The following is a 22,455-nucleotide window of genomic DNA, read 5'->3' as shown; positions in this document are numbered from 1 at the left end:
TCTCCTATCTCGAGGGCTATAGGTTCCAAGAAAAGTCTAGGTGAGGTATGTATGTACGGCGGCTTTACTCAGGCATCCTGTTGAAATGCCTTCAATATCGTCGAATCCCCGCTTATTGAAGATTCACTTTTTCAAAAAAGGTTAAGCATATTATTTGAAAGTCAAAATAGGTCAAAGTATACTATAACCATAGATGGTCACAAGAGGCCATTTTTTCAAATCGCATTAGTCAAAGATAATCAAACTTTATTAGGGGGTTATGGCAAATGCTTTGTCAAAACTGTCAAAAAAACGATGCAACCATTCGATTGAATATGCAAATAAATTTCAACAAAAAACAAATGGATATTTGTGAGTCCTGCTACGCGTCTTTAACACAGCCGTCAATGAACGCCGGAAACACACCATTTGGCGGATCATCATTTTTCAATCCGCAAGGACCGGAAGTTAAAAATCGCAGCCATAGCCGAAAAGGATTGCTTGATGAATTGGCCACAAACGTGACAAATGCTGCGAAAACGGGAGTTATTGATCCGGTGATTGGAAGAGATGGAGAAGTGAAACGCGTCATCGAAATTCTAAACCGCAGAAATAAAAACAATCCTGTTCTTATCGGAGAGCCTGGTGTCGGAAAAACAGCAATTGCTGAAGGCTTGGCCTTAAAAATTGTCGAGGGCGACGTTCCAAACAAATTAAAGGACAAGGAGCTTTATCTGCTTGACGTCGCTTCCCTTGTTGCCAATACAGGTATCCGAGGCCAATTTGAAGAACGGATGAAACAGCTCATCCAAGAGTTGAAAAGCAGAAAAAATGTAATTCTGTTTGTGGATGAAATCCACCTGCTTGTCGGGTCTGGAAGTGCTGAAGGATCAATGGATGCCGGCAATATTCTCAAACCCGCGCTTGCCAGAGGCGAGCTGCAGCTCATTGGTGCAACTACACTGAAAGAGTATCGCAAAATTGAAAAAGATGCAGCTTTGGAACGCCGGTTCCAGCCAGTCATTGTTAATGAGCCGTCCATTCAAGAAGCGATGACAATCCTAAACGGAATTAAGGATAAATATGAGGCTTACCATGGTATTTCATATTCCGAAGACGCAGTGAAGGCTTGTGTGGAATTATCGCACAGATACATTCAGGACCGCCACTTGCCGGACAAAGCGATTGACCTATTGGACGAAGCAGGTTCAAAAGCCAACTTGCTTTTGGATACAAACGAAAGCACAAATATTCCGGAGCGGCTGAAAGCCCTGGCAATTGAGAAAGAAAAAGCCCTCAAGGAAGAAAACTACGAGCTGGCAGCAAAATTGCGTGACGAAGAAGAGGTATTAACTAACAGCACAGAAAAACATTTTGAAAAGCCAACAGTAGATGCCGCTGCAATACAAGCAATTATAGAACAAAAAACAGGCATTCCAGTCGGAAAGCTACAGGGAAATGAACAGCAAAAAATGAAAGACCTTGAAGACAAGCTGAATGAAAGAGTCATCGGGCAAAAAACAGCAGTCCAAAAAGTTGCAAAAGCTGTCAGACGCAGCCGGGCAGGTCTAAAATCTAAGCAAAGACCAACAGGCTCATTCCTTTTCGTAGGTCCTACCGGCGTTGGTAAAACAGAACTCTCAAAAGTCTTGGCAGAAGAGCTTTTCGGTACGAAAGAAAGCATCATTCGCCTTGATATGAGTGAATATATGGAGAAGCATTCGGTCTCAAAAATTATCGGATCTCCTCCAGGTTATGTCGGACATGATGAAGCGGGGCAGCTGACCGAAAAAGTTCGCAGAAATCCTTATAGCATTCTTTTGCTTGATGAAATTGAAAAAGCACATCCGGATGTGCAGCACATGTTCCTGCAAATCATGGAGGATGGCCGTTTGACAGACAGCCAAGGGCGAACTGTCAGCTTTAAAGACACGGTCATTATTATGACAAGCAACGCAGGCACCTCTGAAAAGAGAATAAAAGTCGGCTTTCAACCTGAAGGCAGTGCGATAGAAGAACAAACTTTAATTGACTCCTTGAGTTCATACTTTAAACCTGAATTTTTGAACCGCTTTGACAGCATCATCTCTTTCAATGCATTAGAAAAAGAGGATTTGAAACAAATCGTCTCTATCCTTCTACAAGATCTGGAGAAATCATTGGCAGAACAAGGTACCGAACTCGAAGTGACAAAGGAAGCTGTCAATAAAATTGCCGAGCTGGGCTATCATCCTCAATTTGGCGCCCGTCCGCTAAGAAGAACGATACAAGAGCAACTTGAAGATAAAATGACTGACTTGCTTTTGGATCATGAAAGCATCGGTAAGTTTCTGATTGAAGTTGAAAATGGTCAATTGACAGTTACCGCGAGATAAGACGCACCCGTAAGCATCCATCCTTATTCCAAGGATGGATGCTTTTTTCATTTTTATGAGAAAGACTCCGACCCATTTCTCCTTCGAAAGCCTAAAGACCTTTTAAAAGTTACCGATATAAATTGTAGAAAAATAAAGGAATTGGTGTGAGCTATGGATAAAACTTCAATAATTGGTATCATTCTTGCGTTTATTGCCATTGGTGTTGGAATGGTTTATAAAGGGGTAAGCTTGGACGTATTAGTAAACCCTGCAGCGATCCTCATCATTTTTCTGGGAACGGCGGCAGCGGTTATTATTGCTTTTCCTACTGAAGAAATCAAACGCGTTCCAAAGCTGTTTGGCGTTTTATTTAAAGAAAAAAAACAGACTGAAATAGAAGATTTAATTACAATGTTCTCTGAATGGGCGCAAATTGCTCGAAGAGAAGGCCTTTTAGCTCTTGAAGCAAAAGTAAATGAAATAGACGATCCTTTTTTAAGCAACGGCATCACGATGGCTGTTGATGGTCAAAATGCTGAATTTATCAGAGACGTGCTAACTGAAGAAATCGAGGCAATGGAAGACAGGCATCAAGCAGGCGCAAGCATTTTTACACAAGCTGGAACGTACGCTCCTACTCTAGGAGTACTCGGGGCGGTGATCGGGCTCATTGCCGCGTTGGCCAATATGGACAATACAGAGGAGCTTGGCCATGCTATAAGCGCTGCATTCGTAGCCACTCTACTCGGAATATTTACAGGTTATGTGTTGTGGCATCCTTTCGCCAACAAGCTGAAACGAAAATCCAGGCAAGAGGCGAAAATCAGGGAGATTATGATCGAAGGAGTGCTTTCAGTATTAGAGGGCCAATCTCCCAAAATAATAGAAGAAAAATTACTCATGTATGTGCCGGCAAATGAACGGTCAAAATTGAAAATTCTTGAAGGAGAAACCCGCAATGTGTAAAAGAAAGAGACGACAACGCGAAGACGATCATATTGATGAATCATGGCTGATCCCTTATGCTGATCTGTTGACTCTTTTATTGGCGCTATTTATTGTGTTATTTGCTATCAGTTCTGTTGACGCTAAGAAATTCCAAACGATGTCGCGGGCATTTAACGACGTATTTACCGGGGGATCGGGGGTACTGGATTTTACAAGCATGGAGCCCCCCCTCGACCCTTTGCCTATTGAAAAAAAAGATCCGTCTGATCAGAAACAGCAGGAGAAAGAAGAATATAAATCACTATTAAATATTAAAAAACACGTAGATCATTTTATACTGAATAATAAACTTCAAAACCAATTGAATACAAAACTTACAGATGAAGGGTTATTTATTACGATTAAAGACAATATCCTATTTGATTCCGGCAGTGCAGAAATTCGCAATGAGGTTATGCCTCTGGCAAAAGAGATTTCAGAACTGCTCGTTATCCGGCCACAACGAAATATCATTATTAACGGCCATACAGATAATGTTCCGATCCATAATTCTGTATATAATTCTAATTGGAAGCTTAGTGCAATTCGTGCGGTAAATTTTTTAGATGTGCTGCTTGAAAATCCTCAGCTGGATTCAAATGTTTTTAGTACGAAGGGTTACGGGGAGCATAAACCGATTGCAGACAATGCAAGTTCTATTGGCAGAGAGAAAAACAGACGTGTTGAAATTCTCATTAAGCCGATAGAAACCAAGGATTCTTGATCCATAGAATGACCTTCTGAAAGGAAAAGGAAGTTGAGGCATCATTCAACTGCTTTTTCCTTTCCTATTGTATATCCTTCATACATAAATTATGTAGATATACAAAGTTATCATATGTTTGTACATAATTAAATGCTATAATTACCCATATCCATGTGTATGCTTGGAGCGATGAATATGCAAAAATTAAAACTTTACTGGAAAAGATTCGGACTTTACATTTTACTTGTTATCTTACCTGCATTGATACTATGTATAGCAGTCTATACAAGCACAAGGGATGCGACGCTCCAGAAATACAGGCAGGATGCTTATTTAACTTTATTCATTGATAGACAGCAAATCGATTCACTTATTAGCGAAACAGAAGCGAAAATAAACTCGTTATCATTTGCCCTGCATCCGCCGTTTCTGAAAAACGAAGTTGAAATGTTATTTGACGACGAGATTCAAAAAAACCCTATTCTATCAGGCTTAAACTTACTGAATCAAGACGGGAATACCATTTACTCTACAATTCCATATGATCGAAATATTTATATGAAGGATGAGTTTTTTCAAATCGCAAAGCAGACCAATAAGCCAGTTTCATCAGACCCTTATTACGAAAAAACGACAGGGAAACACCTTTTTTCTATCTATCATCCAATCATCGATGAAAATCGAAAGACGATCGGCTTTTTACTGGCATCTGTTGATATGGATTATATAAAAAACATGATTAATAGTCTAAATTCTGATATGTATATTCGGGTGAAGAACAGCAAAAATCAAACGATATTAACAAGTGGAGATGATTCGTTTTCAGACTTGAACGTCTCCCCTGTTGAGACAATCCTGAATAAATCAAATTGGAAGCTGGAAGCTTATCCAAAAGCGGTTAAGTCGTTTGCACTTGGCAAAAGTCTATTTTTATCCTTTTTAACGAGTTTTATCGCTCTTAATATCGTGTTTTTATTTGTGAAATATCTCATGCTTAAAAGAAGGACAAAGACAGAATTATCTCAAATCAAAGCGCAGAAGCTCGAATTGTTGAGCAGTCTGGCAGCCAGCACTGCTCATGAAATCAGAAATCCGTTAACAGGTATTCGGGGATTTATCCAGCTTCTAAAGAAAAAGCATCAATCAGATGATGACAGCTTTTATTTTTCAATCATTGAAAACGAAATCAACCGTATCAATCAAATCGTTACCGAGTTCCTTGTATTAGGCAAACCTACAGCCGTACAGGATAAAGTACATTCACTATTTGATATCATCAATGAGATTCTGCCTATTATTCATTCCGAAGCTAATTTGCATCGTTCAGATGTCTCACTGGAATTTGTACCGAATGAAGAAATTCACATTCGGGGCTCTAAGGATCAGATCAAACAAGTGATCTTGAATCTGGCAAAAAATGCATTTGAATCAATGAAAAATGGCGGTATTCTGCATATACAGGCTATAAAAAAAGACGATCACGCGATTTTACGGATCACAGATAACGGCGAGGGCATTCCGAAAGAAATGATCCAAGAAATTTTCCAGCCATTTGTTTCTCATAAGAAAAATGGCACAGGACTTGGCTTAATGGTCTGTAACCGTATTGTTGCTATGCATGGCGGAAAAATTGACATCTCAAGCGAGCTGAGTAAGGGAACAACGGTAACTGTCACCTTTCCGGCTGTATCCCCTGGTTAAGCAGTAAAATCAAGTGCTTACTTCACCGTAAGCACTTTCACTTTTTATAGGCAAGTGTTTAATGAGAAGGAATAGGATTTTATAATTAGTATTTTTGGAATAGATTAATTAGGTTGTCCAGTTCTTGACTTCGTTTTATCGTTTCATTTCCGGTATATCCTTGCCTTTTTGCTGTTTCAACCATTTCTTTTCGCTTTTCATCAATCGTCAACATTAATTTTGTAGTTTCCAAATTAACGTTCTCCCCTCTCGTTATTTAGATAAAACTTTAAATACCGGTAAATTAATGTCATGAAAACTTTACATAAGTATACCCTGTTTTTATTTACAATTTAATACCCAGATTCAAAGTTTTGTAAACAATTTTTATTCAATTTCCATAATGATTTTTGCTAAAAATACAGAAAAAACGCCTCACTGGGTTATGAGACGCTATACTTTTATTAATTATGCTAATTGCAAATTTCTTACGTATACTTTCTTAAAGCTTTTCAGCGCAGGATATTTATTAGGAGAAATGATTTATTTTCCTAAAAAGGCCTAACTCGCCAATTCGTTCGGCTGCTTCACGAAGACGCTGTTCGCTTGTCAACAGGCCGACTCGCACATAACCCTGTCCGTATGCGCCAAACCCTTCGCCAGGTGCAACGACAACTCCTGCTTTCTCCAATAATAGATCTGAAAATTCTACAGATGTATAGCCTTTTGGTACCGGGTGCCATACAAAAAAAGAGCCCGCAGGTGATTCCACATCCCAGCCTATCTCACGTACGGCTTTGACCCAAACATTTCTCCTTTTTTCATATAATTCGACGAGTTGATCCACACAGCTTTGTTCAGACAAAAGAGCCGTTACTGCCGCTTCTTGAACAGCACCAAAAAGACTGACATACATGTGATCCTGGTACAAATTGATTGCTTCGATCACAGAAGCATTCCCAACGGCAAAACCAACACGCCATCCAGCCATGTTATAAGTTTTTGACAAGGTATAGATCTCGATGCCGATATCTTTCGCTCCTTTTGTCTGCAAAAAGCTTATCGGCTTTTTATGATCGAATCCGATCGCACCGTAAGCAAAATCGTGAACAACACAGATGCTATTATCCTTTGCAGCTTTCACAGTCTCTTCGAAAAACGGTGCAGTTGCCGCTGCTCCGGTCGGATTGTTTGGGTAATTTAAATACATAAGCTTGGCGTCCTTCATTTTTTGTGAAGGAATTCGGCCATAATCAGGCAAAAAATTGTTTTCCGCTGTTAGCGGCATCATTTCCATCTCAGCTTTTGCCAAAGCGACTCCGGACATATAATCAGGGTACCCCGGATCAGGCACTAAAACTGTATCACCTGGATTCAGAAGGCATAAGGGCAATTCAACCAGCCCCCCCTTCCCGCCAAACAGTATAGCAACCTCCGTGTCTGGATCGAGAGTAACACCGTATTCTCTACTATAAAATTCACAAACGGCTTCTTTCAAGGCTTGGCTTCCACGAAATGAAGAGTACTTGTGATGTACAGGCTTCCGAACAGCTTCTTCCATTGCCTCGACAATATGCTGTGGAGTGGGCTGATCGGGATTTCCTTGCCCTAAATTAATGACATCAACACCTTCATTTATTTTTTTAGCCGCTTTCTGTACGAGTGCAGCAAAGAATTGATCAGGAAGCTGCTTTAAAAGGGTGGACTGTTCAAAATTCATTTTTCTGTCACCTACTATAAAAAATTCTTGAAATGATTCTAAGTTATCATTTATTGTATAAACAAAATGTAAAGCAATTTTCGGGAAGGAGCAAGATAAAATTGAAAATCGCATGTCTCCAATTTGATATTTCTTTTGGAAATCCCGCAGAAAATTATCAAAAAGCAGAAAGGTTTATTAAAAAAGCCAGCGATGCAGATGTGGTTATACTGCCTGAACTGTGGACAACGGGCTATGATTTATCAAGGCTTGATGAAATCGGCGATGAAAATGGCAAGTATACTAAACAGTGGCTGTCAGACATTGCCCGCACCTACGAAGTGAATATTGTCGCCGGTTCGGTAGCAGTGAAAAAAAATGACGGTATTTACAATACGATGTACATTGTCGGGAAAAACGGAGATATGTTAAGTGAATATAGCAAAGTCCACTTATTTAAATTAATGGACGAGCATCAATATTTAGCAGCAGGTTCGAAGGAAAACACATTTGCTTTGGAAGGCATTCAAGCTTGCGGAGTCATATGCTATGACATTCGATTTCCTGAATGGATCAGAAAGCACACAGAAAACGGGGCTTCTTTACTATTTGTTTCAGCCGAGTGGCCAGCTCCAAGGCTCGATCATTGGAAAGCCCTTCTAATAGCCAGAGCGATCGAGAACCAGTGTTTTGTCGCTGCATGCAACTGTTCCGGGAGCAACCCTGATAATCAATTTGCTGGCCACAGCATGATTATTGATCCGTGGGGGAAAATTATCGCCGAAGCTTCTGACGGTGAAGAAATCATTTCAGCGGAGCTTGAGCTTGGAATCAGCGAAAAGATTCGGGCGCAAATTCCGATCTTTTCCGACAGAAGAACAGAATTATACTAAGGCTAAAAAACAATTGACAAACATGTTACACCTTGGTACATTCTAAACAGTCGACAAAATAATATATTTCTCTTATCGAGAGTCGGGCGAGGGATTGGCCTTTTGACCCCGACAGCAACCGACCGTAATTCCATTGCGAAATGGGGCGCAGCATGATTCAAGCGCCTATGCAGGGCACGGTGCTAATTCCATCAGACTTATTTCTGAGAGATAAGAGAGGCAAACCTGTTATTTTACTTGCAAAGCCTCTTTCTCAGAATGGGAAAGAGGCTTTTATATGTTTACTGGAGGGAGAAACGTACTATGGCAACTACAAAAACACCTGCGTATGAAACGCTTACTGTGAGTTCCGGCGCAGCACTCGCCGTCAAGCTTGGACTTTTTTCAGGAAAAAGCACAATTACCTGTCAAGAAATCGGAAACAGAAATCGAAACCGGGTTTTTCGAGTGAGAGATCAAGAAAATAATAGAAGCATTATTATTAAACAGGTTGTCCCATTCGGCCAACTTTTCGGCGAAAGCTTGCCGTTACGAGCAAACAGAGCCAGAATCGAAAGCAGTGCATTGATTCGGCAGGCAGAGCATGTCCCGCACCTCGTTCCGAAAATTTATTATTCGGATACCACACTTGCCGTAATCGTGATGGAGGATTTATCCCACTTATCCATATTGCGAAAGGGGCTGATTGAAGGCAAAACCTATCCGCTCTTCTCAGAGCACGTTGGAGAATTTCTTGGGAAGACGCTATTCTACAATTCGGCTTATTTTCTTGATCCGCAAGTCAAAAATGAATTGGAGAAGCAATTTTCGAATCCCGATCTGTGCGCAATTACCGAAAAACTATTGTTTACTGACCCCTTTTTCGCTAGTAATTCGAATGAATTTGAAGAAGAACTGCGAACCATTGTTAAAGGTTTTCGGGATGACTCCTCGCTTCTTGATGAAGCATCTAAACTAAGGAATACATTTACTAGTAAAACAGAATCTCTTATCCATGGAGATCTACATACTGGAAGCATTTTTTCTAATCAACATGTAACGAAAATTATCGATCCTGAATTTGCTTTTTTCGGACCGATCGGTTTTGATATCGGAAAAATTATTGCTGATTTGTTGATCCATACAATGTCTCATGATGATGAGAAAAGCTCACTGTTACATCACATTATTACTGTGTGGACCGTTTTCAGCAATACATTTAAAGAGGCTTTCCGCAAAGACTGCCGCGAGCTGTATAAAACGAAAATCAATATTCAAGATCTGTTATACCAAATTTTTGCAGACGCAGCTGGCTTTGCCGGATGTGAATTAATCCGCTACTCAATTGGAGCCGCTCAAGATTCTGATATAAATCCAGTCCCAATTGTCAATCGAATCGAAAGAAAATCCTTGGCCATTCGTTTTGGACTGCTACTCATTAAAGAACGTGAAAATTTACAAGATGCAGAAGGCATGATAACTTTGCTCACCCAGTTAGAACACGAGTGATGCTTCTTACTCTGCAATAAAGTTCATCTTTAATCAGTGGGATAAGTATTTAGCCTTTACACATGACATCCAACACTGATTGTTAAATGATCTGATCCAAAATTTACTGGCAGATAATCCCCACCTGCTTCAAAAGTTAAGGTGGGAGTCTTCTTGCCCGTTCCTGCAGGATAAAAATAAGGACGTTTCCGAGTCTCACTTGTTTAGGCAGAGCCCATCACATCTAGTATTTTTCAGCCTAGAATTTGATCGTATATCCATTATAGAAAAGCTATGCATCGTATTTTTGCATATGCATTTGGATAATCATATCCTTTTGTTCAATTGTAAGAACGTGTAACTTACTTAATAAGATAGCATAGCCTGCTATTTTGGATGGTCTTCCTGTTTTCATATAGACCCTCCTTTTTCACAAGACCAACTTTTTTGACTTAATTAAATAATATGTCTTGCGTAAAAAAACGGAACATGCCATTTGAATTATTTTTCCTTAAACAAAATGTTTTCATGCTTTAGCAATATCGCTTTTTGATCTGTTTTTTGGCCGGCGTACCCGGTAAGAGACGAATTTTTTCCGATCACCCGGTGGCAAGGAACAAACACAGGTAGCTGATTGCATTTGTTTGCTTGGCCGATTGCTCTCACGGCAGCCGGCTTGCCAATTTGCAGAGCAATATCCGAGTAGCTTCTGGATTCACCGTAAGGGATTAAGCTGAGAGCCTCCCATACGTTTTCTTGAAATGGCGTTCCTTTTTGTTTGATAGGCACTGTAAAATTTGTACGTATCCCATCAAAGTACTCCTGCAACTGGAAAATCGCTTGTTGTAAAAGCTCCGTTTCCTTAAAGCGTATCTCTATACCTTTGTTTAGCAGCTTATCAAGCTGGGCTTGATCCAACAGCAAATGACTGATATACCCGTCAGTTTCAAGGATCGATACTTGTCCAATCGGAAGATCAACTTTCATTCCATAGATCACTTGATACTCTCCTCTTCGACTTTTTGCCTGATCGGCAAGGTTAAATAGAAGCTTGTTCCTTTTCCTTCTTCACTTTCTACTTCTATTTTCCCTTGATGCTCTTTCATAATCTTATAGCTGACCATAAGACCAAGTCCTGTCCCTCTTTCCTTCGTTGTATAAAAGGGTTCTCCCAATCGCTTTAATTTATCTTCACTGATTCCGCTGCCTTCATCCGTCATAGAAATACATATATGATGATCATCAACAGACTTAATCGCCACGTATATATTTCCACCAGAAGGCATGACTTCAATCGCATTTTTTAAAATATTTATAAAGACCTGTTTTAATTGATTTGGTTCGCAGTATATGTCGGCGATCTCTTCATAGACGTCAAGATGGATTTGTACATTGCTCATGTTTGCTTGGGCATGCAGGAGTTCAATTGTATCTCTCATAATTTGCGTTACGTTTCGTTCTTCATACATAATGGCCTGGGGCTTAGCAAGAATTAGGAATTCCGTAATGATAGATTCGATTCGTTTCAGCTCAGAGGTGATGACGTTAAAATATAGTGTATAGTCCCCTTCGATACTGCTTTTCAACAGCTGGATAAATCCTTTTAAAGCAGTCATCGGATTCCTTATTTCATGAGCGATGCCTGCAGCCAGCTCGCCAACAACGTGCAGCGTATCCGACTTCCTCAGCCGCTCCTCAAGCTCTTTTCTTTCAGTAATATCCCTGAATAAGGCAAGATTCATATTATGAATAATGTTTCTCTTATAGGAAAATTCCAATATCTGATCTTCCTCTTGCTTTAAAATGATCGGAAGCTCGTTATTCTTCTCGCTGAGCGATATGACCCGATCTGCCGATGCAGCGTGCTCAACCTCGTATTTTGAGATTAAATCAGTAATTCTGGATTCCTTTATCTTTTGCAGCGGAAGATTTAAAATTTCACCCGCGACAGGATTGGCATCGATAATTTCATTATTATTGTTAAAAAGCAAAAAGCCATCCATTGCACCATTGAACACTTTTCTGAATTTCAGTTCATTTTCTCTTAGTTCCTTTTCCATCCTTTTACGGTCGCTTACATTTCGCAGAACGGTTAAGTGATGATCTTCAAATATTATTTTTTTCGACGTAAATTCGAGTTCTTTGTATTGCCCATTTGGCATATAAAATTGAAGCTCAGCCCTTAACTCGTTTTTTTGCTTGTATTGCTTTAAAACCGTTTCGAATTTGGGGTCGTTTTTGTCGATAAAGTCTAGAAACTTGCTCTGTAAAAGCTGTTCCATCGGAAGTTCAAAAATTTTACAAGCAGAAGCGTTAGCTTCAATAATTTGTCCATTATTTTTCCAAATAATTATCGCATCCATCGCATTTTGAAATACTTCTCGAAAGCGTTCCTCGCTTTTTAAGAGCTGAATTTCCATGTTCCTTTTTTCCGTTATATCTCTCATAATCGACATATAAAAACCGCTGATAATATTTGAGGTAATAGTGAATTCAAACAGCTTTTGATCACCGGAAATAAGAGTAACCGGCAGCTCTCCTTTTGCGCGTCCCTTCGCATCTAGCGTTTCCCATATTTTTTTTAATTTTTTCTTAAATGGCTCTCTTATAAAAAGATCAAGTTTCAGCTTTGACAATTCCTTCTTGTCAATTTGAAAGCTTTGACAAAACGAACGATTTGCATCAATAAAATTTCCTTGCTTGTCAAAGATAACAATTCCATCAACAGCGCGTAAAAATAAATCCTTAAATAGCTGTTCATTAATAGACCTCTCGCGCTCAAGAATCTTTTTTGAAGAAATATCCCGCAAAGATGCAAATGACCATTCCTCACCGTCAATTTTTTTCAATAGCATTTCAAGATGCTTTGTCGTTCCGTTATCCAGTTTTACACAAACATCCTTTTTTATATGTCCTTTCTCATTAAAGCGCTTTAAATCCAGCTTACTTTTAGAAAGGCTGGGCAGAAAATCGTAGATAGACCTGTTAATCAGCTTGTCTTTTTTTATCTGCATCAATTGAGAGGCAGCTTCATTGGCGTGAATAATAGTTAGCTTATGATCGAACATAAACATCGCATCCCAAGCATGTTCAAACATAATCCGCTGCATTGCCAATTGTTCTTTTAGACTTTTATTCTCAGCGCTTTTTTTTGCAAGCTCTTCTTTTAATTTTAAGGAATCATTATAGTCAAGTGTTTCATTCATCCACTTTACACTCCCTCTTCTTTACCTATCCTCCCTTTAATTCTACAATAACCAGCAACTTCCTTCACAGTTTCTGAACAATTGAAACATTTCATCCACCTAAAATTCGTTAGTTTACGATAACTTTCTTTACTTTTCTTTTAAAACAAAGTAACATTTCCTGGTTTTCCATTTAAAAAAAGAACCGACTCCCTTTATCATTCACTAGATATGAGGGAATAAGGTTTGATCATATTCTCGAAAAAGGTGGTTATGATGGAGAAAAACAGAGAACCCTACTTTGACAATGCAAAATTCCTTCTCGTCTTTCTTGTCGTTTTTGGACATATTATACAATCTTATATAAGCAGCAATGAATTCATGCTTAACATCTATAAATTTGTTTATACCTTTCATATGCCGGCGTTCATACTCGTTTCTGGCTATTTTTCAAAAGGGTTTAATCGTCACGGGTATATAAAAAAAATTACGTACAAACTCATTTTCCCATATTTAATTTTTCAAGCCATCTATACAATTTACAACCATTTCATCCAAGACTCAAAAATCAAATTAAATCCTTTTGATCCCGAGTGGTCGCTCTGGTTTTTAATCAGCTTATTTTGCTGGAACTTGCTTTTGTTTCTTTTTACAAAAATCCCGCCAAAGCTGGCATTCACTGTATCATTAGTGATAGCTCTGACTGTAGGTTATGTTGATTTCGTCAATCATGTTTTAAGCTTATCTAGGACACTCGTGTTTTTCCCAATCTTTTTAGCTGGGTATTATCTAAAGAAAGAACACTTCGATAAAATTCGTACCATGAAATCGAAGCTCACTTCTATCGCAATGCTCACAGTCGTTTTTATTTGCTGCTTATTGATACAGTTTGATTATACTTGGCTGTTTGGCTCAAAACCGTATTCATATTTCGGTGAACCAGGCGTTATTAGCCTGGTTGAGCGGCTAGGGTTTTACTGTTTAACTTTCGTTGCGACATTCAGCTTTCTTGCTATCATTCCCGAGAAAAAATATTTCTTTACTCGGTGGGGCACACGAACCCTATATGTATACCTGCTTCATGGCTTTGCGATTAAATTTTTTCGCCACAGCAGCACGATGGAATGGCTCCATAATTACGAAAGCTTGTTGATGGTTACCTTACTTGCAGCTGTACTTACATGCTTCTTGTCAACAACATTCGTGAAAAAATTGGCTGAGCCAGTCATTGAGTTAAAATAATTTCTACAAAAAACGGCCGGAATTACCGGCCGTTTTGTTTATCCTTACAATCGCTCTTTTTCTTATCCTTCAGCTTCCCTACTTGAATCAACTCAAAAAACTTTCCTGCATGAACATCTCCCAGTTCATGGGAATATTCTTCCTCGAGAATTTTGGGATTCATTTTTTTCTTATGGTTTTCAATGTCTTTGCTTTTATGATTTTTGCCCATGTTACTCCCCTTGTCTGCCGTGTTTTGAGTTTCGGTTTGCAGGATTGGTTTCATGGTGAACTTGAGTCAAATACGAATCTTTCCCCATACTTTCTTTCGGCGTTTGATTATTTTTTAATGCTTCATCTCTTGCTGCTTTTCTCTTCAATGTGCTTCCTCCCTTTTGTAGTTGTTTGTTTCTTTTGAAAATGCATTGGTCTCCTCCTCTTTCTCATAGGTTCACCATTTTTACTGCCTTTCACTTCTATAAAGAAATGGAAAAAACACTGAATTCCATCAGTGTTTTTCCGTGAACAATGCTTTTCCTTTTTTTACAACGTAGGAGCTTCCGCCCTTTTTAGAAACATCTTGAACCATCATCGTAACCAAAAGGTCTTCATTTTTATAATCATAGGCTACAAACCAGCCGTTTTCTTTCCCGTTTTCGTCATCCTGGCTTGCTTTTAATTCCGCCGTTCCAGTTTTCCCTGCTATCGTCAGTTTTTTATTAACGGGTTTATAAGCTGAACCACGCGGATCCTCGACTACTCCTTTTAAGCCTTCAGTAATATATGAAGCCCCGTCCTTAGAAACGACTCCTTCATGCCAAGCATTTGGACTTTGGCCTTCTTTTTTCAGCAAATAAGGTTTAATCATATTTCCTTCATTAACAAATGAAGTATAAGCAGCAGCCAGGTGAATCGGTGACATTAGCATTTGCCCTTGCCCGTATCCGCTATCCGCAAGCATGATCTCATTTTTAATTCCTTCGTTGGCTATCGTAGACTTTTGTGTCGTAAATTCATAGCCAAGCTCTTCTTCAAAACCAAAGGATTTCAGCCCTTCAACAAATTGATCGGTTCCTGTATCTAAAGCAGTTTGCGCAAAATAAATATTGTCGGATGTTATCAAAGCATTGACAAGATTCACTTGATTCAAAGCGTCTGATACCCTTGTAACACGGTATCCGCCCCATGATGAATCTTTTTGCCACTGTTTGCCGTTTATCGACTTAGCCTCCTGCGGATTTAGCTTTCCTGAGGCAATCCCGATTGCTGCTGTGATCGGTTTAATTGTCGATCCAGGAGCATATGTTTTATTAAATTTGGCTGAAAAAGGCATATCAGGGTTTTGGATCAGTCGGTCCCACTCATCAGGAGCCCACCCAAAAAGAAAACCATTTGGATCATAGGACGGTGTACTTGCAAGAGCAAGCGTTTCACCTGTTTTTGGTTCAAGTACAACCGCTGCACCCGTATCGCCCTTTAGTTGCTCATATGCTTCGGTTTGTTTATCAATATCGATCGTTAATTGGATGTCCTTTCCGTCCTCTTTGCCTGAAGATGCGATCATTTCATTAGATTCGGGAATTTTGATCGTCCAGCCTGTTTTACCCCGAAGATCTTTTTCGTACAAGCTTTCTAAACCAACAACACCAATTAATGATGAAGGACTATAACCTTCTTTCTCTTTTTCAGCCAGCTCTTCATTCGTAATTCCTCGTATGTAGCCTGTTAATTGTGCAGCTTGTTCTCCATATGGATAATATCTTGACTCTGTCTCTTTTTTCATTACCCCAGGCAATTGTGTCAGTTTTTCCACAAGCCCTGCCTGATCAGGTTTTAGTTTTTTTATCGGAACGTATGAATCGTCGGTTACCCAATTCGCTGCAAGAAGGGTTTCAATACTTTCACTGGTCATTTTGAGCTCTTTGCTTAACTCGGTAATCACTTTTTCTTTTTCGGAACCCAATTGTCCCGGGACGACGCCGATTTCATTTACTGTTGCATTGATCGCGAGCGGCTGCCCATTCCGGTCAAAAATTTGGCCGCGTTTCGGTTCATTCGCCGCGATTTGAATTGTTTCGCCTTCATTAAGCTGGGAGAACAGGAAGGAAGGATTCCAATTGAGCTTCCATTGATTTTTGTCGTCAGTTTTTTCTTGTACTAATTCAGCTTCGCCTTGAAAAGAAACAGGTCCCGCTATTGTGTTCATTGATACTTCATAAGGAATTTTTTCTGTCGTCCCTTGCTTGCCTTGCTTTTCCTCGTCTTCCTGCTTTGCTATTTTTACTTTTAGATCTTTTGCACCTATATCTTCATAAATCTTTTCATATCTTTCGACAAACTGATCCTTTGAAATGGACTTTTGTGCATTTGCTGATAGCTTTCCGTACATATTGGAAAATTCCTGTTTATTCCATTGATTAACAAACTCCTCCATGCTTTGATCAGGTGTCTGTTCGTTTGTACATCCATTTGACAGCAACAATCCCATTATAAGTAATAGCAGTAAATTGAGCTTTCGCATGACATCTTCCCCTTTTGTCTCTTTCGTCTAATTAACTATCCGATAATCACCCGTTCCTTAGGATAATGATAATCGGCTTCGACTACTTTCCTTCCAATCAAATACAACATTGTTAAGATACCAATTCTTCCAATAAACATGATAATCATCAGCACACATTTTCCGAAAGGAGTTAAATCAGGCGTAATTCCGATTGATAAACCAGTTGTACCAAAGGCTGAGCATACTTCAAATAGAACGGCGACGAATGAATGCTTCTCTGTAATTGTCAAAAGAAGTGTAGAAGCAAAAACGAGCAGTATCGCCATCATTGTAACGACTAACGATTTTAACAGGTCTTCCTGATAAAGCTCCCGTTTGAAAATTTTAACAGATTTGTTCCCTCTTGCAAAATGAAACAACGCCAGCAAATTAAGAGCAAACGTCGTTGTCCTTATACCGCCTCCAACAGAACTGGGAGATGCACCGACAAACATTAAGGCACAGATAAATAGCAGTGTTTGTTCCGAAAATTGGCTGATATCAATCGTCGTAAGCCCTCCGCTCCTCGTTGCAACGGATTGAAATAACGAATAAAAAAGGATTTCATGCCATGACATTCCTGAAAATGAGAATCGTGCTTCCAAGGCAAATATCCCCATTGCGCCGCCGGTAACTAAGAAAAAAAACGTAATGGTTGTCAACTTCGAAAAAAGGCTAAAGCGAGTTCTTTGATTCCTTGAAAACAAAAAATTCTTCACTTCAACTAAAACAGGAAAACCAATGGCACCCAAAATAATCAAAATCATGGTAATCAACTGGACAAAATAGTCATCTTTAAAAGGAACCATCGAGTCACCGGTAATATCAAATCCTCCATTGGTAGTTGCACTAATACTCGCGAAGAAGCCGTGTAAAAAAGCCTCCTTCGCATCATAGTAGGTCAAAAAATAAAGACTAAGGATCAGGCCGCCAATAAATTCAATTAATAGGATGAGCATTAATACCTGTTTTATCAATTTTACGATCCCAGATAAATGGGATTGATTATGCTCGGCCATAATAAGCATTCGTTCTTTCAGGCCAATTCGCTTTCCGACTATGATCCAGACTAAGGTACCTAGCGTCATAATACCAATTCCGCCCAACTGCAGCACTAGGGCTAAAATAAAGTACCCCGCTGTGCTAAAGGTTTCGGCTGTATTTACTACTGTTAAGCCGGTCACACTTACCGCACTTACCGCAGTAAACAGTCCGTCAACAAATGACCATTGAACGCCTCCCTTATGTGCAACAGGCAAACTGAGTAAAACGACTGAAATCGTAATAGCCAGAACATAATAAAGGGCGATTAATTGAAAAGGTGTTAATATCTTCAGGATTTTTTGCAACTTTATTTTCATGAGAGTCCTCACTTTGGAATTAAATACAAACTACAGTATATAGAAAATCTTGTCGTTTTAAAAGTCTAATTCACTTGATTAACTATTCCAGTACGCAAAAAGAAGCATCTCTTCGGCAAGAGATGCTCCCATAGTTACTTTATCACAAATTAGTTCATCCAACGATCAGCTCGGATGAGTGTACGAAAGCTAAATATTAAACGCTCTCTTCACTGTACATCCCATGAACACTTATTATTTTGCTTCCAGCCGGCTGATTCGTTCGTTCAGATCAGGGTGAGTTGAGAAAATGGATGATTTTCTCCTGCCATTGATTTTTAAAGTCGCCACAGATGCTTGCTCTTCTTCTCTTACACGGGATGAGTAGTGTTGCAAAGAACGAAGTGCATGAATCATTTTGTCTTTGCCTGCCAAATCGGCTCCTCCTCTGTCCGCATGAAATTCGCGATGGCGAGAGTAAGCAAAAACAACAAGGCTTCCTAAAATTGAAAAGACAATTTGGAAGATGATCACTGCAATAAAATGAACAATTGGAGCTAGATCTTCCCTTACGAATCTTGAAGCGATCCAAGCAGCAACTCTGGCGAAGAAGACGACAAACGTATTGACCAGCCCTTGCAGAAGGGTCATCGTAACCATGTCGCCGTTGGCAATATGTGCTACCTCATGAGCCAGAACCCCTTCGACCGCATCATCGTCCATTTCATTTAGAAGACCTGCAGAAACGGCTACTAACGATTTGTTTTTCGAAGGGCCGGTTGCAAAGGCGTTAACCTCAGGTGACTGATAAATACCTACTTCAGGCATTTTAGTAATGCCCGCCGCGCGAGCAAGCCTGTGCACCCGCTCAACCAAGCGTTCTTCTTCAAGCGACAGCGATTGTTTTGCCGGGTTGAGTACCCGTACACCCATCATCATTTTCGCCATCCAGCGAGACATTGCCAAGGATATAAACGATCCCGTAAAGCCGACGATCGCACTAAACACAAGCAGATAGACAAGGTTGATGCCGCCGCCTGCTGTGAAGTATCCATTGACTCCTGTTGCGGAACTTACAATTGTCAACACAATGCCAATCGTTGTGATAACAAGTATATTAGACAACAAAAAGAAAAAGATTCTTTTTCCCATTTTTACCCTCCATGTTATAATAAGATCAAATGAACTTATATAGAAAATTATATAAGAATCATTTAAAATTGCAAGAAATATCACTTATAAAGACAAGCTTTATCCCAAAAATCAACGAAGAAAGCTGATACAGAGGTGAGTTATGAAACTCCACAACTTAAACCGAATGGAAATGGTTAAGCTATTACATTCGCTAAAGGGCGAAATCGATGAGAAACCTTTAGAAATAATCAGTAAGTCAGAAAGAAGCAAGCACGACACAGTCGTCCCTCTTTTTTTGATGAGGTATGAAAAACGAAAACAAAAAAAGGATTACGGCTTTTCAACAAATGAAATTGTTGAATTAGGAAATTTATGTGAGCTGACATCCTTAAAGCCTTCAGCCATTCAAAATTGGATTAAACGAGATATAAAAGATTTAATCGGCCATCCAGAGCTCGGCAAAAAATATTCTGTCGATCAAGTGGTGATTCTTTTAATTGTACGAGACTTAAAGTCCATTTATGACTTTGACACGATCAGAAACATTTTAAAGCTGCTTTTTAACAACATTGATGACCGGTCTGACGATGTCGTCAGCCCTATCGATTTTTACGAGGGCTGCGCCCGGCTTTTATCCATTATGCTGTCTGAAGAAAAAAATTATTCACTGAAAGATAACGAAATCACGATTATACTAAAAAAAGAAGCAGAGCAGCTTGCTGGTTTATTTCCACATCTAAACAATGAAGACTGGGAAATGGTGAAGGAATTAACAGCTGCTACTGTTCTTTCGATTCTATGCTTTCATTTGCAGGTATCCGCCCAATCCATTGTCCAGCATGCACTTTCTGATCGGCCAATGTAAAAAAGTAAGCGTTCAAATTACGGGCATATGTCCGGTTTTTTTGAATGCAAAGTTTTATATCCCTCAACAATTGCCAGCATAAAAATTAGGAGGCAGCCAACACTATACATGCAGCAATTTTTATATAAAGGGGGGTAAAAAAACATGGCACGAAGAAATAAATTACTTGTTCCGGCAGCCGAACAAATTCTTGATCAATATAAATTTGAAATCGCAGAAGAATTCGGAGTTCAATTGGGGTCAGACACTGTGTCACGGGCCAATGGATCTGTCGGGGGAGAAATCACCAAACGTTTGGTTCAACAAGCACAAGCTCAATTAAATGGAAATACAAAATAACCATAGATTAATCGCCGGGATTTCTCGGCGGTTTTTTTTCAGAGTGCTGTTTATTTCTCTTATCGCTCTCTTCTCTCTCCTCTCTTCTCTCTCTCTTTTTGTCATATTTGGATAGAAAAAATTCGTCATTATCCTTCCACTTTTTTTTCGAATAATAACTCTCGTCCTTATTTTCTTCATGTTCATTTTTACGATCATGTAAATCGTTCTTTCTGTCTTCTTTCTCATTTTTGTGAATTTCATCTTTATTATCGTTTTTATTAGTTTTGTCTTCATTATCATCTTTTTCATCGTTTTTATTAGTTTCGTTTTCATTGTCATCTTTTTCGCCTGACCAGCTCTCGTTTTCCTCTTCATCATTTTGCTGATCTTTGTCTGATGGTTTTTCAGGTACATTTTCTGGATTCCCATCTTCTGATTTCTCAGTTTCGTCTTCAGCTGGTACATTGTCGGAAGTTTGGTCTTTTTCGGCGTCATTTGGGATGTTTTCGTTGCGATCTTCCTGCTCTGAAGTTTCTTTATCTGTGTCTATTCCTGGAGTTTTCGAGGATTCCTTTTCTTCAGAATCATTCGAAAGGTTATCGTCGCTTTTTGAATCCGGTTCTTTTTCAAGGACCTTTGATTGCTCTTCGCCTTCAAGGTATTTCCCTGTAGAAACGCCTTGTTCTTTCGCTTTTTTTCTAGTATCTAAATCAGATTTCAGGGTTCTCATCTTATAGTCTTTTTTTCTGTAGTTCGTTGAAATTTCATCTATTCGGTTGTTTACATCTGTTTGATATGTATTCTGTGTATCATTTTCAAAAACTGTTGAAATAAGAATTTCTTGATTTTTTACAAGATAATGGGATTTGGAGCTGTTCGCAATAATCTCGTCTACCACTTTTCTTACGTCCTTTTTTCTCCAATCATTCATCCCATTTAATAAGTTTTCACCTTCGGCATTTAACGCACTGATTGACAGCACTTGACATTTACTGTCCAACGTCAACTCAAAGCTGGGGTTAATATCAATCGTCATATAAGCATACGCCTTATTATCAGCGAACATCGGTAAAATTGTAAAAACAAACAACACAATGGCCGCTATTGAAATAACGCCTGACTGAACAGGGCGAAGCCGGAGCAAATCAAAAAAGCCGGCACGCCTTCTATCTACCCTTGTTTCCGGCATAAATGTGATTTCCTCGCCAATTTCACAAATACTTTCATGCTGTTTAGTTTTTAAAAATTGTCCGTCAGGGGTAAGCAACGTGACAATTCCTCCCGATTTTTCAACAACGATTCCTTTTTTCATGAATGAAGCACCCCTTTTAAATACTCTCTCAGGTATACATAGTTTCCAGATAAAATAATAAACATGGCAATGATATATTTTCTGTTTCGTTCGATTGTTTTTCTGCTAACTTCAACAAGCTTTTCAAGCTGTTTGACAGGCAGTTGTTTTTTTTCTGTAAGTATGGCTTTTAAATCTTCATTTTCATTTAAAATAACAGCTACTTTAATCGCATTCTGACGTGCATCGGCATGTTTAGGCGACTGTTTAATCAGTTCTTTAAAGGTCAGCCCATATTCATTAAGTTCTTTCGTAAAATGCAGAATTTCTTCTTTTCGTGACTCTTGTTCACTTAAACGATGATATTCATCAATAGAAAGGCTTGCCTCTACTTTGCTTTGGGAAGATTCCAAATCATCTCCCTCTTGCAAGTCCATATAGATGTTTTGTGCATTTTTTGCTTCTTTTCGAATATAATCAATCACTTTTCGTTTAATAATCAATTCTGCAAATGCCAGCAGAGAATTCCCTTTTTCAGAGGAATATTTTTCTATCGCTTCATTAAAGGCAATTAAGCCTATGCTAAATTCATCATCTTTTTCGTCTATATATCGTTTACAAACGGAAGAAACAGTTTTAGCCACAAATGGCTTATACTGATGAATCAAATCATTTCTAAGCTCAAGGTCTCCCTTTTGGATAATGTTGATTGACTCCTCTAACGTTTGTTTTTTGCTTGTCCTTAATAAAAGGCTAAACACTGGTTTCACCTCAGTTCCTCCCTGTTC

21 protein-coding genes and 1 riboswitch are annotated in these 22,455 nt (G+C 39.1%); of the genes, 9 read left to right on the top strand and 12 right to left on the bottom strand.

The window, feature by feature from the left end; genetic code table 11:
- Positions 1–266 precede the first annotated feature (266 nt).
- The 4 genes from JOC74_RS01345 (at position 267) to JOC74_RS01330 (ending at position 5,730) form a co-directional block, all read left to right on the top strand.
- Positions 267–2,354, top strand: coding sequence for an ATP-dependent Clp protease ATP-binding subunit (locus JOC74_RS01345; RefSeq protein ID WP_053602601.1), 2,088 nt, complete (start codon positions 267–269; stop codon positions 2,352–2,354).
- A 153-nt stretch (positions 2,355–2,507) separates the two neighbouring features.
- The gene (gene motA, locus JOC74_RS01340) at positions 2,508–3,302 is read left to right on the top strand and encodes a flagellar motor stator protein MotA (RefSeq protein ID WP_053602600.1); all 795 of its coding nucleotides are present in this window, start codon (positions 2,508–2,510) and stop codon (positions 3,300–3,302) included.
- Positions 3,295–4,047: a flagellar motor protein MotB gene (gene motB, locus JOC74_RS01335; RefSeq protein ID WP_053602599.1), complete on the top strand. Its 753-nt coding sequence runs from the start codon at positions 3,295–3,297 to the stop codon at positions 4,045–4,047. Before motA ends, motB begins: the two co-directional genes overlap by 8 nt.
- 177 nt (positions 4,048–4,224) lie before the next feature.
- Positions 4,225–5,730: an ATP-binding protein gene (locus JOC74_RS01330; RefSeq protein ID WP_211086024.1), complete on the top strand. Its 1,506-nt coding sequence runs from the start codon at positions 4,225–4,227 to the stop codon at positions 5,728–5,730.
- Positions 5,731–5,815: 85 nt separating this feature from the next.
- On the opposite strand, the gene JOC74_RS01325 is transcribed toward JOC74_RS01330, so the two are convergent.
- Positions 5,816–5,962, bottom strand: coding sequence for an aspartyl-phosphate phosphatase Spo0E family protein (locus JOC74_RS01325; RefSeq protein ID WP_225970328.1), 147 nt, complete (start codon positions 5,960–5,962; stop codon positions 5,816–5,818).
- Between the two features lie 276 nt (positions 5,963–6,238).
- Positions 6,239–7,429: a pyridoxal phosphate-dependent aminotransferase gene (locus JOC74_RS01320; protein WP_053602597.1), complete on the bottom strand. Its 1,191-nt coding sequence runs from the start codon at positions 7,427–7,429 to the stop codon at positions 6,239–6,241.
- A 95-nt stretch (positions 7,430–7,524) separates the two neighbouring features.
- Between JOC74_RS01320 and JOC74_RS01315 the strand changes: the two genes are divergently transcribed.
- Both JOC74_RS01315 and mtnK read left to right on the top strand, forming a co-directional pair.
- Positions 7,525–8,301, top strand: coding sequence for a carbon-nitrogen family hydrolase (locus tag JOC74_RS01315; RefSeq protein ID WP_211086099.1), 777 nt, complete (start codon positions 7,525–7,527; stop codon positions 8,299–8,301).
- Positions 8,302–8,370: 69 nt separating this feature from the next.
- Positions 8,371–8,518: riboswitch (SAM riboswitch) on the top strand.
- An 86-nt stretch (positions 8,519–8,604) separates the two neighbouring features.
- Positions 8,605–9,789, top strand: a complete 1,185-nt coding sequence (gene mtnK / locus JOC74_RS01310) for an S-methyl-5-thioribose kinase (RefSeq protein WP_053602596.1) — start codon at positions 8,605–8,607, stop codon at positions 9,787–9,789.
- A 271-nt stretch (positions 9,790–10,060) separates the two neighbouring features.
- Here mtnK and JOC74_RS23790 read toward each other — a convergent pair whose 3' ends face one another.
- The 3 genes from JOC74_RS23790 to JOC74_RS01300 form a co-directional block, all read right to left on the bottom strand.
- Positions 10,061–10,183, bottom strand: coding sequence for a hypothetical protein (locus tag JOC74_RS23790; protein WP_264080153.1), 123 nt, complete (start codon positions 10,181–10,183; stop codon positions 10,061–10,063).
- Positions 10,184–10,269: 86 nt separating this feature from the next.
- Positions 10,270–10,767 carry a methylated-DNA--[protein]-cysteine S-methyltransferase gene (locus JOC74_RS01305; protein ID WP_376773318.1) on the bottom strand — a complete coding sequence of 166 codons (498 nt, stop codon included), beginning with the start codon at positions 10,765–10,767 and terminating at the stop codon, positions 10,270–10,272.
- On the bottom strand, positions 10,764–12,974 hold the full coding sequence (locus JOC74_RS01300; RefSeq protein ID WP_211086023.1) for a PAS domain-containing sensor histidine kinase: 2,211 nt from the start codon (positions 12,972–12,974) through the stop codon (positions 10,764–10,766). Before JOC74_RS01300 ends, JOC74_RS01305 begins: the two co-directional genes overlap by 4 nt.
- Before the next feature lie 255 nt (positions 12,975–13,229).
- On the opposite strand from JOC74_RS01300, the gene JOC74_RS01295 reads away from it, so the two are divergent.
- On the top strand, positions 13,230–14,195 hold the full coding sequence (locus tag JOC74_RS01295) for an acyltransferase family protein (RefSeq protein ID WP_053602594.1): 966 nt from the start codon (positions 13,230–13,232) through the stop codon (positions 14,193–14,195).
- A 22-nt stretch (positions 14,196–14,217) separates the two neighbouring features.
- Here JOC74_RS01295 and ykzE read toward each other — a convergent pair whose 3' ends face one another.
- The 5 genes from ykzE to htpX all read right to left on the bottom strand — a co-directional run bounded on the left by ykzE (position 14,218) and on the right by htpX (position 19,208).
- A complete protein-coding gene (gene ykzE / locus JOC74_RS01290; RefSeq protein ID WP_053602593.1) occupies positions 14,218–14,406 on the bottom strand; it encodes a protein YkzE in 189 nt (62 codons plus the stop codon).
- 1 nt (position 14,407) lies between these two features.
- Positions 14,408–14,554 carry a protein YkzP gene (ykzP, locus tag JOC74_RS01285; protein ID WP_098945193.1) on the bottom strand — a complete coding sequence of 49 codons (147 nt, stop codon included), beginning with the start codon at positions 14,552–14,554 and terminating at the stop codon, positions 14,408–14,410.
- Positions 14,555–14,682: 128 nt separating this feature from the next.
- Positions 14,683–16,695 carry a penicillin-binding transpeptidase domain-containing protein gene (locus JOC74_RS01280; RefSeq protein WP_211086022.1) on the bottom strand — a complete coding sequence of 671 codons (2,013 nt, stop codon included), beginning with the start codon at positions 16,693–16,695 and terminating at the stop codon, positions 14,683–14,685.
- Between the two features lie 35 nt (positions 16,696–16,730).
- A complete protein-coding gene (locus JOC74_RS01275) occupies positions 16,731–18,077 on the bottom strand; it encodes a TrkH family potassium uptake protein (RefSeq protein ID WP_211086021.1) in 1,347 nt (448 codons plus the stop codon).
- A 234-nt stretch (positions 18,078–18,311) separates the two neighbouring features.
- Positions 18,312–19,208, bottom strand: a complete 897-nt coding sequence (gene htpX / locus JOC74_RS01270; RefSeq protein ID WP_211086020.1) for a protease HtpX — start codon at positions 19,206–19,208, stop codon at positions 18,312–18,314.
- 142 nt (positions 19,209–19,350) lie between these two features.
- On the opposite strand from htpX, the gene JOC74_RS01265 reads away from it, so the two are divergent.
- Positions 19,351–20,055 (top strand): DUF1836 domain-containing protein, encoded by a 705-nt coding sequence (locus JOC74_RS01265; RefSeq protein ID WP_053602589.1) that lies wholly within the window; start codon positions 19,351–19,353, stop codon positions 20,053–20,055.
- 144 nt (positions 20,056–20,199) lie between these two features.
- Positions 20,200–20,394, top strand: coding sequence for an alpha/beta-type small acid-soluble spore protein (locus JOC74_RS01260; RefSeq protein ID WP_053602588.1), 195 nt, complete (start codon positions 20,200–20,202; stop codon positions 20,392–20,394).
- Positions 20,395–20,401: 7 nt separating this feature from the next.
- On the opposite strand, the gene JOC74_RS01255 is transcribed toward JOC74_RS01260, so the two are convergent.
- Together JOC74_RS01255 and sigI are read right to left on the bottom strand one after the other, a co-directional pair.
- Positions 20,402–21,688, bottom strand: a complete 1,287-nt coding sequence (locus tag JOC74_RS01255) for an anti-sigma factor domain-containing protein (RefSeq protein WP_053602587.1) — start codon at positions 21,686–21,688, stop codon at positions 20,402–20,404.
- Positions 21,685–22,437 (bottom strand): RNA polymerase sigma factor SigI, encoded by a 753-nt coding sequence (gene sigI, locus JOC74_RS01250; RefSeq protein WP_053602586.1) that lies wholly within the window; start codon positions 22,435–22,437, stop codon positions 21,685–21,687. Before sigI ends, JOC74_RS01255 begins: the two co-directional genes overlap by 4 nt.
- Between the last annotated feature and the right edge of the window lie 18 nt (positions 22,438–22,455).

Source organism: Bacillus capparidis, from assembly GCF_017832095.1.
Taxonomy (GTDB): domain Bacteria; phylum Bacillota; class Bacilli; order Bacillales; family Bacillaceae; genus Bacillus; species Bacillus gobiensis.
Note: the sequence above shows the minus strand (reverse complement) of the source record. Positions and strands in the feature narration are given on the sequence as shown.